The sequence below is a fragment of the Neorhizobium huautlense genome (genome assembly GCF_030811685.1).
GTDB classification, from domain to species: Bacteria; Pseudomonadota; Alphaproteobacteria; order Rhizobiales; family Rhizobiaceae; genus Neorhizobium; species Neorhizobium huautlense_A.
Genome location: NZ_JAUSRF010000007.1, coordinates 16,212 through 33,401, shown reverse-complemented (window position 1 = coordinate 33,401; position 17,190 = coordinate 16,212). Strand labels below are relative to the sequence as shown.

At 58.5% G+C, this 17,190-nt stretch carries 21 protein-coding genes; 17 read left to right on the top strand and 4 right to left on the bottom strand.

Going from position 1 to position 17,190, the window contains the following annotated elements; translation table 11 throughout:
• Positions 1 to 46 precede the first annotated feature (46 nt).
• From tssI to J2T09_RS11935, 16 genes are all read left to right on the top strand, one after another.
• Complete coding sequence (gene tssI, locus J2T09_RS12010; protein ID WP_306834633.1) at positions 47 to 2,203, top strand: type VI secretion system tip protein TssI/VgrG; 2,157 nt, start codon at positions 47 to 49, stop codon at positions 2,201 to 2,203.
• Between the two features lie 429 nt (positions 2,204 to 2,632).
• Positions 2,633 to 3,436 (top strand): hypothetical protein, encoded by an 804-nt coding sequence (locus tag J2T09_RS12005; RefSeq protein ID WP_306834630.1) that lies wholly within the window; start codon positions 2,633 to 2,635, stop codon positions 3,434 to 3,436.
• 41 nt (positions 3,437 to 3,477) lie between these two features.
• Positions 3,478 to 3,882: a PAAR domain-containing protein gene (locus J2T09_RS12000; RefSeq protein WP_306834628.1), complete on the top strand. Its 405-nt coding sequence runs from the start codon at positions 3,478 to 3,480 to the stop codon at positions 3,880 to 3,882.
• Position 3,883: 1 nt separating this feature from the next.
• Complete coding sequence (locus J2T09_RS11995; protein WP_306834626.1) at positions 3,884 to 5,116, top strand: hypothetical protein; 1,233 nt, start codon at positions 3,884 to 3,886, stop codon at positions 5,114 to 5,116.
• Positions 5,116 to 5,583, top strand: a complete 468-nt coding sequence (locus J2T09_RS11990) for a hypothetical protein (protein ID WP_306834625.1) — start codon at positions 5,116 to 5,118, stop codon at positions 5,581 to 5,583. The genes J2T09_RS11995 and J2T09_RS11990 overlap by 1 nt, the downstream gene beginning before the upstream one ends.
• A 25-nt stretch (positions 5,584 to 5,608) precedes the next feature.
• Positions 5,609 to 5,929 carry a hypothetical protein gene (locus J2T09_RS11985; protein ID WP_306834623.1) on the top strand — a complete coding sequence of 107 codons (321 nt, stop codon included), beginning with the start codon at positions 5,609 to 5,611 and terminating at the stop codon, positions 5,927 to 5,929.
• A 208-nt stretch (positions 5,930 to 6,137) separates the two neighbouring features.
• Positions 6,138 to 6,914, top strand: coding sequence for a GAD-like domain-containing protein (locus J2T09_RS11980; protein ID WP_306834620.1), 777 nt, complete (start codon positions 6,138 to 6,140; stop codon positions 6,912 to 6,914).
• A gap of 146 nt (positions 6,915 to 7,060) precedes the next feature.
• On the top strand, positions 7,061 to 7,495 hold the full coding sequence (locus J2T09_RS11975; protein ID WP_306834618.1) for a hypothetical protein: 435 nt from the start codon (positions 7,061 to 7,063) through the stop codon (positions 7,493 to 7,495).
• Positions 7,496 to 7,773: 278 nt separating this feature from the next.
• The gene (locus tag J2T09_RS11970) at positions 7,774 to 8,949 is read left to right on the top strand and encodes a cell wall hydrolase (RefSeq protein WP_306835287.1); all 1,176 of its coding nucleotides are present in this window, start codon (positions 7,774 to 7,776) and stop codon (positions 8,947 to 8,949) included.
• A gap of 231 nt (positions 8,950 to 9,180) precedes the next feature.
• Positions 9,181 to 9,531, top strand: coding sequence for an AtpZ/AtpI family protein (locus J2T09_RS11965; RefSeq protein ID WP_306834616.1), 351 nt, complete (start codon positions 9,181 to 9,183; stop codon positions 9,529 to 9,531).
• A 68-nt stretch (positions 9,532 to 9,599) separates the two neighbouring features.
• Entirely contained in the window at positions 9,600 to 10,349 is a 750-nt protein-coding gene (locus J2T09_RS11960; protein ID WP_306834614.1) for a F0F1 ATP synthase subunit A, read from the top strand.
• Between the two features lie 72 nt (positions 10,350 to 10,421).
• Entirely contained in the window at positions 10,422 to 10,649 is a 228-nt protein-coding gene (locus J2T09_RS11955) for a F0F1 ATP synthase subunit C (RefSeq protein ID WP_003494147.1), read from the top strand.
• Between the two features lie 79 nt (positions 10,650 to 10,728).
• A complete protein-coding gene (locus J2T09_RS11950; RefSeq protein WP_306834611.1) occupies positions 10,729 to 11,364 on the top strand; it encodes a F0F1 ATP synthase subunit B in 636 nt (211 codons plus the stop codon).
• 4 nt (positions 11,365 to 11,368) lie between these two features.
• Positions 11,369 to 11,854, top strand: coding sequence for a F0F1 ATP synthase subunit B (locus J2T09_RS11945; RefSeq protein ID WP_306834609.1), 486 nt, complete (start codon positions 11,369 to 11,371; stop codon positions 11,852 to 11,854).
• 230 nt (positions 11,855 to 12,084) lie between these two features.
• Positions 12,085 to 12,453 carry a hypothetical protein gene (locus J2T09_RS11940; RefSeq protein ID WP_306834607.1) on the top strand — a complete coding sequence of 123 codons (369 nt, stop codon included), beginning with the start codon at positions 12,085 to 12,087 and terminating at the stop codon, positions 12,451 to 12,453.
• Complete coding sequence (locus J2T09_RS11935) at positions 12,443 to 12,985, top strand: hypothetical protein (protein WP_306834605.1); 543 nt, start codon at positions 12,443 to 12,445, stop codon at positions 12,983 to 12,985. Before J2T09_RS11940 ends, J2T09_RS11935 begins: the two co-directional genes overlap by 11 nt.
• A 10-nt stretch (positions 12,986 to 12,995) precedes the next feature.
• Here J2T09_RS11935 and J2T09_RS11930 read toward each other — a convergent pair whose 3' ends face one another.
• Positions 12,996 to 13,655 carry a ribonuclease HII gene (locus J2T09_RS11930; RefSeq protein WP_306834603.1) on the bottom strand — a complete coding sequence of 220 codons (660 nt, stop codon included), beginning with the start codon at positions 13,653 to 13,655 and terminating at the stop codon, positions 12,996 to 12,998.
• A 149-nt stretch (positions 13,656 to 13,804) separates the two neighbouring features.
• Positions 13,805 to 14,962, bottom strand: coding sequence for a PA0069 family radical SAM protein (locus J2T09_RS11925; RefSeq protein ID WP_306834601.1), 1,158 nt, complete (start codon positions 14,960 to 14,962; stop codon positions 13,805 to 13,807).
• 132 nt (positions 14,963 to 15,094) lie between these two features.
• Between J2T09_RS11925 and J2T09_RS11920 the strand changes: the two genes are divergently transcribed.
• Positions 15,095 to 15,607, top strand: coding sequence for a glycosyl transferase (locus J2T09_RS11920; RefSeq protein WP_306834600.1), 513 nt, complete (start codon positions 15,095 to 15,097; stop codon positions 15,605 to 15,607).
• Between the two features lie 3 nt (positions 15,608 to 15,610).
• Here the strand turns inward: J2T09_RS11920 and moaB are convergent, their stop codons facing one another.
• Both moaB and J2T09_RS11910 read right to left on the bottom strand, forming a co-directional pair.
• Positions 15,611 to 16,165, bottom strand: a complete 555-nt coding sequence (moaB, locus tag J2T09_RS11915; protein WP_306834598.1) for a molybdenum cofactor biosynthesis protein B — start codon at positions 16,163 to 16,165, stop codon at positions 15,611 to 15,613.
• A 21-nt stretch (positions 16,166 to 16,186) separates the two neighbouring features.
• The gene (locus J2T09_RS11910; protein WP_306834596.1) at positions 16,187 to 17,068 is read right to left on the bottom strand and encodes a 4-(cytidine 5'-diphospho)-2-C-methyl-D-erythritol kinase; all 882 of its coding nucleotides are present in this window, start codon (positions 17,066 to 17,068) and stop codon (positions 16,187 to 16,189) included.
• Positions 17,069 to 17,190: the final 122 nt, after the last annotated feature.

Here is a 17,190-nt window from a genome sequence, read left to right as displayed (position 1 = left end):
GACAGTCCGGTGGCTGTTTTACTTTTGGGATTTGCCGGGGCAATTCATGGACAACGCATCTTCCGCCGCCGATTTCATTCAGGCGAGCCGTATCCTGAAGATCAATTCGCCGCTGGGAGAAGACCAGCTTCTGGCCGAGCGCGTGACGATCCAGGAAGGCATTTCCTCCCTGTTCGAGATCCACCTCGTCGCCCGCACCAAGAAGGAGCAGATCAAGCCGGAAGACCTGATCGGTCGCCTGCTCGATGTGTCGGTGGAAGTGCAGCAGGGGGACGGCGAAGATATTCCGGCCATCCGTCGCCCGTTCAACGGTTTGGTCACCGAACTCAACGAAGGCCCGCCGATCACCCGCGGTCTGCGCTCCTATGCGATGGTGCTGCGCCCGCAGATGTGGCTGCTCACCCGCCGTTCCGATTGCCGTATCTGGATGGACAAGACGTCGATCGAGATCGCCGAAATCCTGTTTTCGGAACACGGCATTCCCGCACCGGACACATCGGGTGTCATCACATCGCCGCCCAAACAACACTATTCGGTCCAGTTCAACGAGCGAGACTTCGACTATCTCTGCCGCCGTTTTGAAGAGGATGGCCTGTTCTACTGGTTCAGCCATGAGGACGGCAAACACAAGCTGCATGTGGCCGATACCGCCAATGGCTGGCTTGGACCGTCAGCCTCGGCCCAGGGCGAAAAACGAGTGCGCCTCGCGCAAGGCTCGTCCGACCGCAATCATATCAACGAATGGGCACGTCGTTTTTCCTACGTTCCGGGCCAGCGCGCCGGCGCCGACTGGAATTTCGAGACCCCGCGCATGGTGCCGGGCACGATGACACCGTCGCTGGTGCAGATGCCGGATGCGACCAAACGCGAGCTTTACGAATACCCCGCGCGCATCTCATCCGTTGCCGAAGCCGAGCGTGCGCAAAAACTGCGCGTCCAGGCATCGGAAGCCGACCACGACCGGGTTTATGGCGCCTCCACCAGCCGCATCATCGAAACCGGTCGCCGTTTTACGCCCTATGAAGTCGCGCATCCCGACCATGCTTATGAAGAGCATGTGATCATCAAGTCGATCCAGACGGTGGTGGATCGTTCCTATGAGACCAACAGCAACGAACCGGAATATCGCAACGAATTCGAAGCCGTCCCCTCCCGCGTGCCGATGACCCCGCACCGCGAGACCAAACGCCCGCGTATCGAAGGCACACAGGTTGCCATCGTTGCCGGACCGGAAGGCGAAGAAATCCACCCGGACCAGTATGGCCGCATCAAGGTGTGGTTCCCGTGGGATCGCAAGGCCAAGAAGGATGGATCGGACACCTGCTGGGTGCGCGTGGCACAGAACTGGGCCGGCTCAACCTGGGGCGGGCAGGTTATTCCACGTATCGGCATGGAGGTGATGATCGCCTATGTGGATGGCGACCCGGATCGGCCATTGGTGACGGGGGTGGTGCCGAATGCGATGCAGAAGGTTCCGTATGATCTGCCGGCGAACAAGACGAAGAGTACGTTTCGGACGAATACGCATAAGGGTAGTGGCTTCAATGAGCTGAGTTTCGAGGATGATATAGGTCGCGAAGAAGTTTATTTCCGCGCGGAGCGAAATAATAATCTTCATATCGGGTTCAATCGATCAAAGCGCGTTGAAAACACGCAGTTCGAATCCGTGGGGAACAATCACGTAAGCGAGGTTGGGCGCCATAGGAACGAAGTGATTGGCGGGAATATGCGTCTCGTCGTCGGGTCCTCTTTGGAGGCCAGCTTTCAGGAGCAGATCCTGAATAAGGTTGTGGATCACATAGCTTACAAAAACGGCAGTCTCGCTTACAGGCCAGTCGAACTCGACATGCTGATGCAGGATGATGAAACGAAAGGAAAATTGGAAATTCTCGTCGGTTCTCACAAAATGGAGCGGGTAAAAGTTTCCTCGACCGAAAAAGTGGGCAAGGGGAAAGTAACCGAAGTCGGAGGGTCGCGTGAGGATATTACCCGCGACAACCATACGTCAATCGTAGGGGGGCATCGCGTTGTAGAGGTCGAGAAAGTAACGACATTCATGACTGGAGATCGATTTATATTTCAGTGCGGTGAAAGTAGCCTCGTCATGAAGAGCAATGGTGAGATCGAATTGAATGGAATTAGCATAAAAATAAAAGGATCAAAATCGATCAAAGTTTCTTCTGAAAAAATAGAGTTGAACTGATGGTTTTTTTTCGATTTATTTCATATGTATTCTTGATTTATGCGATGATATCTAGTGCATATATCGTATATGATGAATGGTACAGGTTTCATACTGTATTTTTGTTTATTAATATAATAAACATATTTGTATTTTTTACTTTTTATATTATGATTCCATCCGTTTTTGTTTTTATATTAAGGGATGGCGGGATGAATTCGATGTTTTTGGAGTTAATTTTTATATTAATATATGTGGTATTCGCGTCGTTTATGCAGTCGCAGTTGTCCGGGGTCCGTGATTTGCAGTTCGGGGCTGATTTCTACATCAAGGATGGTGTGGCAATGCCAATATATTATTGGGATAGATTGTGGCAGGTCTTGAGTACATATTTCGTGTCCTACGCCCTGTTCCGGGGTGCGATGTTCATATCAGCAAGAGGTGAGGGTAATGGGCGTTAGTATCAGCTCTGATGATATGACGACGGTGAGTTTTGATGATGGTACCGTTTACATATTTAAGTCCCGAATGATATCGGAGTCCCCTGGTAGTGAGGACTGGCATTATTATGACACGACCGGAAGAGTGCTGCCAAACTACATGGTGAATACATCGAAGTTCAATCCGAAGCCTATCAAACTGCGCTTTGAGATCGATGATGTCTGGATGGGACTGAGGGATTATCCAGCGCTGGAATATCTGGATTTCGATGGTGATGAATTCGGCGATCCTGTGACCACGGGCTCCGTGACGCGAGTCGATCTATTCGGAAACGTCTCGCATATTGTTAACGCTGCGAAACGTGTACTGGTAAACAAGACCATGCCTGGCCACAAGCTGAATGTGGGGTATGTAGTAAGGCATGTATGGGCAGAGGGGCCTCGAAACTACATCCAATCGATTGGTTTCGGAACCGGACCGATGGCTAGGCCCAATGAGTGGGGGGCCGACCTTGTTTGGGGGGCGGTCTCGCTACGCTCAATACGCAACATGGCCATGCGTTACTATGAACAGCGGACTGGAAAATCTTCAATGCTTTTCCCTCACGAAGACGGCTATGACGATGTGCCTCTTGTGGTGGAGGACGGTCGGAATGCGCGTGTGGGCATGATCAGAACTCATGCTCCTGTTGCTACTCTGTCCTCCGCTCGCCTTCCCGGTGTCATGGGTAACATCCCCCTTGGCAGCGAAACGAACGCATTGGACGTGATTTCGGAGCAAAATCATATGTTGTCGTCTGGTAGACTAAAATGATCTCCAGAAGTCATTACTACTAATCGCATGCAGGATCACCCATGCCCCCAGCACACCGACGCGCCGATATCGGCTCCGCACACGCCTGCCACTTCCCGCCATCGCCGGCGACCGGCGGCAGCCCGGATGTCTACGTCAACGACCGCCCTTTGATGCGCGTCGGCGACAGTTACATGCCGCATGCCTGCGTGGCCGGTCATGCCGGGCCGCATGGGCGGGCGCTGGCGGCGGGTTCCGCTACCGTGTTCATCAATGGCAAACCGGCCGGTCGTATCGGTGATGCCATCGACTGCGGTGGCAATGCGCAGACCGGATCCGGCAACGTCTTTATCGGTGACGATGAAGGCAAGGGTGCGGGTGGCGGTTCTGCCGGCGGTGCGGCAAGCGGCGGCACGCCGTGCCAGGCCAGCATGGCCGCGCAATCCATGCCGACCGTGAGAGGATAGGATGATCGATCGCGAGCGCGAAGAAAACCCGCTCTCCACCGAGGGGCAGGCGCTTTTGGCGCGTCTTGGTGATCTGGCTGCCGAGCCGGGCCGCCGCATCTTTGCGGTCATGGATGGTGCGCGTTTCAACAATCTGGCAGCAAAACTTTACCGCGCCGATATCGCCCATCGCCCGCTCTATCGCCATGCCGGTGGCGATTATGCCATCGTGGCCGGCGGTCCCTGGTTTGTCGATCCTTCGCTTGCCGCCCAGCCGACACCGCTGGATGACCCGGGCCTGTCCGGTGAGGCGGATGCGCTTTCCGATGACGCCCTTGCCGCGCAGGCAGCGTTTCTGTCGCAACAAATGCTGGAAAATCTGTCTGCCGGCGATGTTTCGGCCGGCGGCATGCTGGCTGGTACAGGGGCGCCGCAGCCGGAAAACGTCGCGGCCCGGCTGGAGGCGCTTATGCGCATCGCCGATGGCCGCTCGGCGATCGTCTTTTGGGTCGGCGATGAAAGCCTGACCGCCGAAATCCTGTTCCGCCATCTGCGTGGCCTCAATCGCATCGCCATTCCGCGCGGTGCCGCATCCGATGTTTTTGATGGCGAACGGGTGGAGCTTGCGGCGGCCGGTGGTGCCGATGCTTCGCCCCATCAGCCCGGGCCCGATCGCACCTCCGCCACGGAAACGGTGATCTTTCGCCATGCCGATCCGAACGTGATGATGCAGGTTTTTCCGGTGCTGGACGAGGCGCAGGCCTTGCGCCTGTTCGGTCCGGTCGAACAGCTCTTTTTCTCGCCGGATGCGCTTTGGGGCGGCGGGGTCAAGCGCGGGCGGCGTCCGGGCGCCGAGGTCTCTTCGGATGTCGTGGCGGGCAGGGGCATGCTGCAGCTGTCGCCAGAGATGATTGCCCTCATCGAAAATGCCCGCATGCAGGCTTCGCGCCTGAAAGTGGTGGCCTATCTGCGCGATGTGCATCCCGCAACGGAAGCGGTCGGTGAGCGCGAGATGATGGAGCGCGTCCTTTCTTATGAAGCTTCTGGCGCGAGGCTGGGTCTGGCGTCGGAGCGGGCGCATATGAAATGGGCCTATCTGATGTCGATCACCGAGGGTGAATGTGATGGCCCGGAGGCGGAGAAATTCTTCCGGCAGACGGCAAAACATCCCGACGACGCGATAGACGACCTGCTGGTTGCCCTCGACAGGGCCGCCGGTGATGACTGGGAGAACTTCTGGGGCGAGGTCGGCTGATGGGCGGTTTGATCAAGGTTCTGCTTCAGATGCTGAAGGGCGGTACCCGGCGGCCGCCCGCGCCGCCGAAACCGACGCCACCGCCCACAAAACCGCCACAGGCGCAGCAGAAGGCCGATCAGCAGGGCAGTCCCTCGCAACAGCGCGACAATTGCAGCGGCAATTGTGCGCCGAAAAAGCCGAAACCGCAGAAGCGCGATACAAAACCTTATGCCGAACGCCTGCAGGGAAAGCGTTACGAAGAGGCCGAGGAAATTCTCGACCGGGAATTGCGTGATGGCGCGAACTGGACCAAGGCGCCTCTCGGCAAGGGTGACGGCGTGCGATATTATGATGGCAAGGGTGGTGCCGTATCGCTCAATCGCGGTTATCCCGAGGGGCTGAAGGGTGGCGGCGGCGATGCCGTGCACCAGGGGCCTTACGTGAAAATTCAGCCGTCGGGCGATCGCGTACCGCTCGGGCAGTGAGACGGGTGCAGTGAGAAGGGCAATGATGGACAAGAGATTGATCGAGCGTGAGTTGCTGCTGAGCGCCCTGGATGAAGATGCCGTTCTGAGCGCGGCGGAAAACCTGCTGGAGAAGGCTGGCGTCGAAGTGGACGCGGTTCTGGCGTTGGCGCGCAGGCTGGCGGAAGGCGGTTTTCTGGAATTCTACAAATATGCGGATGACCAGACGCCTGTGGTGATCGACCCCGAAAATGTCTCTGTCGAAATGCGTGATGAACCCTACGGCGTGTTTCTGCAGCAGACGGATGCGACGGCCGGCCGGCTGGCTGCCCTGTCGCAGGATGGCGAGGGCGCGGCCTCGGCCTGATCTGCGGGGCAGCGGTCGCGAAGGGGCGCTTCGATGGTAAGACATGGGAGCGCATCGACTTCCCGTTTAATGAGCCAATCCGGTAGATTTGTTCTAGGGGAGGCCTGTGTGAGCGCAACTGATTGCATTCCTGGCAGTAGTTCAAAGGATTTTGCCGGGAAATACAGTCGGCCTGTGATCGCCGATAACGTATGGCTGGCGAACTGCTATGAATGACAAGGTCGATTTCACCTACGAACAGCTGCAGGATGTGCCGCGGACGGATCGCGAGCGCCCGTTTCATGACATCGTCGATATTCTCGGGCCGATGAGTCATGTCACGCCGGTGAGCCCGGAGGAGGCCGAAAAGTATCGAGGCCGGTTACCCGATGGACTGATCGAGTTCTGGCTGGAGCATGGGCGCGGGGCGCTTTTGAAAGGGTATATATGGATTTGCGATCCGGCGCTTCTGCGGCCCGTTTTGGAGGCCGCCTTCGAGGGCGATCCCGTATATTCGGCTGATGATTTCGATTGCTGTATGTATGATTATGATGGTCGAGTTTTTGCCTGGAGCAAGCAATTTCATTTAACCAAGCTAGACTTGGCGGGATTTGATCGAACGATATCGGTCGGCAAAGAGGGCCCAATATACGACGGCGAGGGTAAAGAGATGACGCCCGACCTCGCTCTTGGTCACGCCATACGCGTCACCGGATATTCACTTAGCCGCGATATGGACGAACGATATTCCGATTACGACCTGTTCTCGTCAGCCTCCAATCGCCTCGGTCTTTTGGAGTCAGGCGAAATCTTCGGCTTTTTCCCTTCGCGCCAGATGGGTGGTGAAGGTTATCCGGAAGACATGCGGAAGGCCGGTATCGTCGAGCATCTTCTTTTCCACCTGCAGCTTGGACCGGCCACGTTGATCGAGTGGCAAAAGGATCCCAACAATCCGGATAATTCCTTGCGGCGTCCGGTTCCTGTTCGCCTGCTCGGTCCGCAATAACCCGGCGTAGCAGGGTAGAGGAATTGTCATCCTGATGATCTCAGGTCGATGAAGACGAGATAATTTCGAGGACTTCCGGCTATAGGGGGCGTGTCATGAAACCGGCTGGAACGGGCAATTCGCGGAGCTTGCCACGGATGCGAAACATGACCCTTGTCTGCCACGGGCCGATGCCGGATGTGTTCATCGATGGCCGGCCTTCCATGGCGGTTTTGCAGGCCGCGTTTGCCACGGCTTTTGCTGTCCCTTCACCAAGCCTGTTCGAGGGCGAGGATACATCCGTTACCTTCGTCGATCATATCGACCGGCATACGGTCGCGACATGCTGGCGGATGCAGCACGAGGGTTTTGCCACCAAGCTGGATATCCACCTGTTCGAACGTGAGGATGTGGCCCCAAGGCTTGTCGCCCTGGCCGCTTTGTTGCGCATGCCGGTGGCGATCGATCTCGGAGTGGACATCGCGGATGACCTTACGGTGCTGTTCATGCCGGATGGTGCGGTGCTGAAAGGGTTTCTGACGGCAGTGGCGGGTGCGGACGGCCGGCAGGATATGCGTTTTTCCGAGATTGGAGATCGTTGATCCGGGCGAATGTCCGCCTGCCGGCTTCAAATCTTCAGCGAGCCGATAAGCACACGGTTTTCCTTCACATTTCTGACCATCATGTGGCGTGGCACAAAGGTCACGCTGTGCTGACGTTTGTGTGAGAACGCTAAAACGCCAGCGTTTGCAGGGCGTGCCACCGGCCGCGTTAACCGCTCATCAAGGTTAATGATTCATCTTCAAGTCATCGATTTGCCTATCAGCCTGCCTTGTGGCCTGCCGTCTTGGAGTACCCGGTTTTGCGTTCGATCAGCGTTTTGCGTCGCAAGTCCTCGTTCCGTATGGAAGGGTGGACATCCCCCGCCGTCTTCGGCCTTGCTGCCTGGCTCGTGTTTCCCGCCATGCCGTCCAATGGTGACCTCACCGATCTTCTCGCCGGGTTCGAGCGGGATGGCAGCCAGTGGCGCATGGTGATGACCAATTCGCCGGCAGGCTCCATTCATAATGCCGAACTGGCTTTCCCCAATGCCACGGGAAAATTTGGTGATGCCGGCATGCAATTGCCGGATGGCCGCAAGGTGGCCTTTGTCGGCAATGGCAAGACGAATGCGGAAAAGGACAATCCCGGCGATGGCACGACGGACGAGGAGCGCGTCAACCGCGCCTCCAAGAAGGGCCGCGTGATGGCGGTGGAGCGCATGTTGCCACCCAAGGCCTTTACCGCCGGTTCGGTCCTGCAGCGCACCAGCTATCTGTTGAGCAGGCCTGAAAAGGGCGCCGAAAAAGTCGCCTTCGTGAAGCCGAAAAAGGGCGAAAAGACCGTCGAGCTTGCCGCCTTCTATTTCCGCAAGAAAGAAGACAAGCTGATCGATGCCGGCATGAACCCGATGATCGCCAAGCTGGTCACCAACAACAATCCGGATATTCTGGCCACGGCTTACGCTCCGGCCAAGCCGGATTATTCCCGCCAGTCGCCCTTCGATGCCATTCTGACCCCGAAAGCGGATGCCGGTCGTTTCGTGCCGGAGATCGGCCCCAAGGATCATGCCTGGGCGGCAACGGCGCTTCCTGCTGCGACCTTTTCGTCCAAGGAGCAGCAGTGCCTTGCCTCCGGTATCTATTTCGAAGCGCGCGGAGAATCGGTGAAAGGGCAGGCGGCCGTGGCGCAGGTCATTCTCAACCGTGTGCGAAATCCCGCCTATCCCGATACGATCTGCGGCGTCGTTTACCAGAACGAGAACTGGCGCAACCGTTGCCAGTTTTCGTTTGCCTGCGACAACATCAAGGATCGTGTCCGCTCCGAAGAGCACTGGAAGATGGCCCGCGAGATTGCCATGGCTGTCACCGCGGGCAAGATCTGGCTGACGGAAGTCGGCTCCGCCACCCATTATCACGCCGTTTATGTGCGGCCCGGCTGGGCACGTTCCATGCAGAAGGTGGGGCGCATCGGCCTTCATGTCTTCTACCGCACCTATGGCGGAGGCTGGAGCTGAGCGGCGACCGATTCCCCGGCAAGTTTGACGCGCAACCGGGTCAAACTGTCTAAGGCTATGATTTTTATCGGTTAATTTCCATTGGATGAAGCGTGCGCGACGCCTTGACTATAAGGGCGTGCAAAACTATGTTGCGGCGACTTCAAAACGGGCCGGAAGGCGCGATTTCCCTCGCTGGCTGGGCTTCGTCCGTGTCGGGTGGCTTCGAGATTGAGGCCTTGGGAGATTGTAATGACCGATGACCGTGAAGATAGTCTGGAAGAGCGCCGGAAGCGCCTGTCTGCAGAACTTGCGGGCAAGCACGCTGAAGACGCAGCCGAGGCGAAGAGGGACGCGCAGTCCGAGGAAAGCCGCAAGGGCATGGCCCTTGGTCTGAAGATTTCCTCGGAGTTCATCTCGGCTGTCGCTGTTGGTGCTCTTTTGGGTTATGGGCTGGATTATGTTGCCGGCACATCGCCTTGGGGGATGATCATTCTTCTCCTCCTCGGTTTCTGTGCGGGCATTCTGAATGTGCTTCGTTCCGTTGGTATGGTTGCTCCTCAGGCAACCTTCAATGATCGAAGTGACAAAACTGGGAAATGAAACTGTCTTCTTTGAGGCAGTTTCGGAAGTGAATTGGCGCCTTAAGGCGGCGAGGGAAAGAGGTAGCGGTGGCTAACGATCCGACTCATCAGTTTGTGGTGCAGCCGATTATTCCGATGGAAATCGGCGGTTGGGACCTGTCCTTCACCAATGCTTCGCTGTTCATGGTGGCAACCGTGGCTGCCGCCACCGGTTTCCTGTATTTCGCGACCGCCAGCCGCTCGCTGATCCCGGGCCGCATGCAGTCGGTTGCCGAAATGAGCTACGAGTTCATTGCCGGCATGCTGCGTGAAGGTGCCGGCACCAAGGGAATGGTCTTCTTCCCGTTTGTCTTCTCGCTCTTCATGTTCGTGCTGACGGCAAACCTGCTCGGCATGTTCCCTTATTTCTTCACGGTCACCAGCCAGATCATCGTCACCTTCGCGCTGGCGGTTCTGGTCATCGGCACCGTCATTGTTTACGGTTTCTACAAGCACGGCCTGCATTTCCTCGGCATTTTTGCGCCGCAGGGTGTTCCCAAAGTGCTTCTGCCTCTCGTGTCTTCGATTGAGGTCATCTCGTTCCTGTCCCGTCCGATCAGCCTTTCGGTTCGTCTGTTCGCAAACATGCTTGCAGGCCACATCACGCTGAAGGTTTTCGCCGGCTTCGTCACCTCCATGGGTGCTCTCGGAGCTGTCGGTATCGGTGGTGCCGTCCTCCCGCTCATCATGACGGTCGCAATGACCGGTCTGGAGTTCCTGGTTTCCTTCCTGCAGGCCTATGTGTTCGCGGTGCTCACTTGCATGTACCTGAACGATGCCGTGCACGGGGGTCACTAGTCGGAACAAGTCGCTGGCCCGGTCTCCGGCGCCATCATAAGCCGCCCTAATCCATCCAAAGGAGTTTTCAATATGGAAGCGGAAGCAGCAAAGTACATCGGCGCCGGTCTCGCATGCCTCGGCATGGCTGGTACCTCTCTGGCTCTCGGCCGTATCTTCGGTGATTACCTGTCGGGCGCCCTGCGCAACCCGTCTGCCGCTGACAGCCAGTTCGGCCGTCTGGTATTCGGCTTCGCCGTTACGGAAGCTCTGGGCATCTTCTCGCTGCTCGTTGCTCTCCTTCTCCTGTTCGCCGTCTAATAAACGGTCCGGGTATGGATCACGGCCGCTTGCAAAAGGCGTGCCGTGATCCTTCGCATTTGGAGTACACCTGGAGGTGATGATGTTCGTGACCCCGGCATATGCGCAGACAGCGCCGGCCGCTTCTGAGACGCCAGCCGCGACCGTCGGCGAACCGCACGCCGCGCCTGCCGGCGAACTGCACACGGAAACCGGCGTACCCGGCGACCATGGTGCCACCGGCGTATTTCCGCCCTTCGATTTCGCGACCTATCCGTCGCAGCTCGTCTGGCTCGCCATCACCTTCGGCATTTTCTTCCTTGTCATGCACAAGGTCATCGCGCCGCGTCTGGCTGCCATTCTTGGCGACCGCCATGATCGCATCGCCGCCGACCTCAGCGAAGCCGGCCGCCTGAAGGCTGAAGCCGACGCCGCTGTCGAAACCTATGAAAAAGAACTGGCGGCCGCCCGCGCCAAGGGTGCCGGCATTGCCGATGCCGCCCGCGAAGCCGCCAAGACCAAGGCCGCTGCCGATCGTGCCGCGATCGAGGAGGAGCTGGCTTCCAAGCTTGCTGCCGCCGAGGCGCGCATTGCCGATATCAAGGCCAAGGCTTTTGCCAATGTCGGCGATATCGCCGAAGAAACCGCAGCCGGCATCGTCGATCAGCTGATCGGCGCCAAGACCAGCGGCGAAGAAGTCAAGGCTGCTGTTGCCGCCGTAAAGACGGAGGCCTGATCCTATGGCATTTGATGCAAGTTTCTTCGCCCTCGTTGCCCTCGTCCTGTTCTTTGTCCTGATCGCCTATCTCAAGGTGCCGGGCATGATGGCCAAGTCGCTCGACGAGCGCGCCGGCAACATTCAGGCCGAACTCGATGAAGCCAAGCGTCTGCGCGAAGAAGCGCAGGCACTGCTCGCCGAATACCAGCAGAAGCGCAAGGAAGCCGAAGCCGAGGCCGCCAACATCGTTGCCGCTGCCGAACGCGAAGCAGCTAGCCTGACCGCCGAAGCCAAGCAGAAGACGGAAGAGTTCGTTGCACGCCGCAACGCGCTGTCCGAGCAGAAGATCAAGCAGGCCGAAACCGATGCGATCGGTTCCGTTCGCGCCGCTGCCGTCGACCTCGCAGTCGCTGCCGCCGAAAAGGTGATCGCCGCCAAGACCGACGCCGCCACCCGCAACACGCTGTTTGCTGATGCCGTTTCGCAGGTCAAGACGCGCCTCAACTGATCGGATCGGTCAGGGTGAAATTTGGAAAAGCCGGGTGGTGACGCCCGGCTTTTTTGTTGTTTTAGTAGAAAATCGTCGGATCATCCCGACATTATTCTTCGGTACCCGGATTTACGCGTTACTCAGCTTGTGAAAGTGTGTTGGGTGAAAGTGATCTGTCTGGGTTGTGTCTTTGTGTCGTGAACATTGCAACAAGGCTCTTTATAATCTGTTGGGAGAAAAGGCGCCACGTGAGTGATGAGGAGAAAAGAGATCAATCATTTTGGGTAAGTGCGATCCGTCACGCATCAAAATTCGATAAGGACACATTTGTAATATGTCTGATCGTAATAAGTGCCTTCCTCGCGCTGATCGCTGGCGTGCCTCTAGCAAGCGCTATCGGGGCCGCAGTCTGTCTCATGGCGGCTTACGCTATATTTCGCGCGTGGATGCTACAAACGCAAATTAAAGAGCGTATATTCCTGATAAAGTCGACAACGCCGGAAGAAGCCAAAAAGCTCTCTGAAGCAGTGTCTACAGAGGCTGAGAACAAGCTCATGTTGGAATATTCCAAGGCGCTCGAATATCAGCGTGCAAAGGAAAATGACAATGGACGGTAATGACCTGCTTTTGTGGTTGAATGCCGCGGCCTTTGGCGCTCTGTTGGCTTCGGGTTTTCTCGCTTGGCGCATTGCTGGCAAGGCGAAAAAGACAATGTCGCTGATCGATCATGTTCAGGGCGACATTAACCGCTCCATGGCCGCCGCCCGGCGCGTTCTCGAGAATCCAATAGTGAAGGGTGAGCCACGCGAAGCAATTTTGATCCTGCTTCATGGGCTGGCAAATCGTGAATTTGGACTCTGGTTGGTGAATCGAATTTCCGCCGTTCAGCCGGATGAGGCAAGAGGGAAAAGTTCATTGATGCAGGCGATTGACGAAATCAGGGAAATGGATCCCGTGGTTGCAGATGACTTGGATCTTGCGATGGTTGGAATTTCGACCGTGGCTTTGCCGATGACCTACAAGATTGGTGAAGTTGCAGAAATGGCAGCGAGATCGCCCACGTCCGAGCGTCGCGTGGCCGACTTCGTCGGTGGGATTTTACAGATGAGACAGCGTTTGACGGAAGGACAGATGTCTTTTTCTGTGTGATTTCGCAGCCTCACACCCCATCCTTCTTCAGCGGTCGAAAACTCATCCGGTGCAGCACGCATGGTCCATGCTCGATGATCGCACCCCGGTGCTGCGCCGTGCCATACCCCGCGTGGCCCTCAAACCCGTAGGCAGGCCACACAGCGCCCGCCCGCGCCATCATCCGGTCACGCACCACCTTGGCAACGATCGAGGCGGCCGCGATCGACACCGAGCGGGCGTCCCCCTTGATGACGGCGCGGCCGGTGCAGGTGATGCCGGGCACCACGTCGCGACCGTCCGAGAGAACGAGGGCAGGAGGCGTTTCCAGCCCCGCCACCGCACGCCGCATGGCATCGAGGCTGGCGCGCAAGATATTCATGTCGTCGATGCGTCTCGGGCCGGATGAGGCAACCGATACCTGCGCCGTGGCGATGATCTCCTCGAACAGTTTTTCGCGCTGTTTCAGGCTGAGCTTTTTCGAATCGTTCAGTCCCGCCGGAATGTTTTCAGGATCGAGAATGACGGCGGCGGCAACAACCGGGCCGGCCAGCGGTCCGCGACCAGCTTCGTCGGTTCCCGCCACCGGCCAGAGGCCTTCGGCGCGCGCGGCATCCTCGATGCTGAAATCGGGTTTCAGCGGCAGGTCATCGAACAGTTTTTGAGAATCGGGCGGCGTGCTTCTTTTCATGGCGGCGAAAATCGCACGCCGACCCGATCTCCTGCAAGCCCCGGCATAACGGCGGCAACGTTTCCTCGCCAAGGGGAAGGCGGGGCCGGGGTGTTTCGACACGGAAAGCGGCGGTGGACCGTGTCGAATTCTCTTGAGTTTTTGAAAGGTCAGAGCAGCGACAGCTGCACGCCCCCTCCATCGGGCCTCACAAACAGATCGTCGCGCAACGACATGCCGCGACGGGCGAGACCCAGACGTTTGGTGGCCATCTCGAAACGACGGCCGATCTGCCAGGCATAAGGACCGGCGCCCTTCATGCGCTTGGTGAAATCGGCATCGTAATCCCTGCCGCCACGCATCGAACGCACAAGGTTCATCACATGCCGGTAGCGGTCCGGATAGTTTTGCAAGAGCCAGTCGCGAAACAGCGGTGCGACTTCCAGCGGCAGGCGCAGGAGCACGTAGCTCGCCTCGCGCGCACCGGCAGCGTGGCCCGCCTCCAGCACCCGTTCGATCTCGTGATCGTTGAGCGCCGGAATGACCGGCGACATCATCACCGCCGTTGGAATGCCGGCCTCGGTCAGCGCCTTGATCGTCTCCAGACGGCGCGATGGCGTGGCGGCACGCGGCTCCATGCTGCGCGCCAGCTTGCGGTCCAGCGTCGTCACCGAAATCCCTACCTTGGCCAGGCCCTTGGCCGCCATGTCGGAGAGGATGTCGATATCGCGGGTGATCAGCGATCCCTTGGTGACAATCAGGACCGGGTGATTGGCCTTCTGCAGCACTTCGAGAAGCTGTCGCATGATGCGCCATTCCTTCTCGATCGGCTGGTAGGGATCGGTGTTGGTGCCGATGGCGATCGGCCGGACCTTGTAATCCGGACGGCTGAGTTCGCGCTCCAGAAGGCGCGGCGCATCCGGCTTGGCAAACAGTTTTGCCTCGAAATCCAGCCCCGCCGAAAGGCCCATATAGCTGTGCGTCGGGCGGGCAAAGCAGTAGATGCAGCCATGTTCGCAACCGCGATAAGGATTGACCGAACGGTCGAAGCCGATATCCGGGCTATCGTTGCGGGTGATCGCCGTGCGTGGTTTTTCCACCTGCACTTCGGTGCGGAACGGGGCGAGTTCTTCCAGCGACTGCCAGCCGTCATCGAACGTCTCGCGGCGCTGTTCCTCGAAACGGCCGCTCGGGTTGATGCCCGCACCCCGTCCGCGCCGGCGGTCGATCTCGATCCGAAGACCGGAAGCGTTCACCAGTGCGTTGGCAATATCTGCCGTATGGCCAGGTGCCAGCGCACCCTGCCTCAAGTCTGACAGCTCGTTCATCGGAATCTCCCGCAGGCGGCGATGCGCCGCTGCATGTGAGAAATTCCTATCTCGGAAGCGAGAACATTGCAAGAACAAAATTGCGAGAAACCGCGAGTGGCCTTTCATGCTGCAATGCGCTAACTGTCACAAATGCTGACTGTCATCATGGAATGCCGCGATCAGGAAACAGAACTGGCGCAGACACTGTCTGTGCTGGTGGCAGGCGCCGTGGAGGGGCTGATCAGCGATGTCGTGGTGCTCGACCATGGCTCGCGCGATGCCTCGGCGCGGGTGGCCGATGCGGCCGGCTGCCGGTTTCATACGGCGTGGGATATCAAGGACATCGTGCAATCGGTGCGCGGCGAGTGGTTGCTGTTGATGGAGCCGGGTGCGCGCCCGCAGGTAGGCTGGATCAACGAGCTTCAGGAACATCTGGCGATGAACCGCAAGCCGGCAAAATTTTCGCCTTCACGCAATCATCTGCCGTCCTTTTTCAAGCGGCTTACCCACCGTGTGCCGCCGCTGGAACATGGTTTTGTCATGCCGAAGGCGCAGGCACTGTCGGTTGCTCGATCCGGCATGTCGCTGGAGCAACTGGTGCAGAAACAGAAGACATTCATGCTGATCAGCGAGATGGTGCCGGCCTGGGCCGCACGCGGCTGACCATCAGGCCTTGCCGCCACCACGTTTCAGATGTTCGTCCAGCCTTGGCAGGATCTCGATGAAATTGCAGGGCATGTGGCGATAGTCCAGCTGCGGTTTCAGGATGCCGTCCCAGGCATCCTTGCAGGCACCGGGAGAACCGGGCAGAACAAAGATATAGGTGGCATTGGCAACGCCGCCCGTGGCGCGCGACTGGATGGTCGAGGTGCCGATCTTGTCGTAGGAAATCCGGTGAAAGGCGTGTGAAAAGCCGTCCATGCGCTTTTCGAACAGCGGCTCGATGGCCTCAGGTGTGACGTCGCGGCCGGTAAAGCCGGTACCGCCGGTGGTGATGACCACGTCGATCGCATCATCCTCAGTCCACGCCTTCACCTGTGCGGCGATCTTTTCCCTGTCATCGGGCACGATGGCGCGGTCCTTGAGGGCATGGCCGGCCTCGGTGATGCGGGTTACCAGCGTGTCGCCGGAGCGGTCGTCCGCCAGTGTGCGCGTGTCGGAGACGGTCAGCACGGCAATGCCGACGGGAATGAAGGGGCGGCTTTCGTCGATCCTGTTCATGGGGTTCTCTCCCGGCTGTTTTCAGGCAGACATGGTATTGGTGGCGCAGAAATACCAGTCCGGCCGTTGGCGGCGAAGTGCCTCTGCCGCGGCTTTCGCCTTTTCAAAACTGCCGAAAATGCCAAAGCAGGTGGCGCCGGAGCCGGACATGCGCGATAGCAGCGCGCCCTCGGCATCCAGCATGGCGCGTGCAGCGGCGATCTCCGGCACCAGCCGTGTCGCGGCAGGCTCCATATCATTGCGCAGGTTTTTGAGGCAGTCGATCCAGTCCGCGAGGTCGGCGGAAGCGGGCAGCGCGCCCACGGGCGGGTTGTCGCGTCGCTCCAGCGCCTTGAAGATGGCGGGTGTCGAAACACCAATCAGCGGGTTGGCCAGAACCAGCGCCATGGCCGGCATCTGCGGCAGGGGGGTGATGTTCTCGCCGATACCACGCGCGGCAAGCGGTGTTCCGGCAAAACACATGGGCACGTCGGCCCCCAGAGACAGCAGAAGCGCATTGCTTGTCCGCGGTTCCAGATCGGTCTTCCACGCGCGTAACAGGCCGTGCAGGGCGGCGGCCGCATCGGCTGAGCCGCCACCGATGCCGGAGGCGACGGGCAGGTTTTTTTCGAGATGAATGGCAACCGGGCCGGTGATAATACCGGCAGCGGCGAGGCGTTGACGCAACCCGTCACGCGCCTTCAGTACCAGATTGTCGGCCGGCGCCCCCAAAACATCGGCAAAGGGCCCCGAAACGGAAAACCTGTCTTCATCGGAAGCGGTTATATCCAGTCGGTCGCCGCTCTCGCAGAATGTCACAAGACTGTCGAGCAGGTGATAACCGTCGTCACGTCGGCCGGTGACATGCAGCGCGAGATTGATCTTGGCTCGCGCCACTTCCGTCACGACAGGCATTTCGGTCATGCGTCAGTTGCCGGCAGGAGCCGAGGACGGGTCCGAAGAAGGGGTGACGGGGGCCGCCACACCCGGCAGGTCGAGAACCTGACCCGGAAAGATCCGGTTCGGGTTGCGGCGAAGGCGCGGGT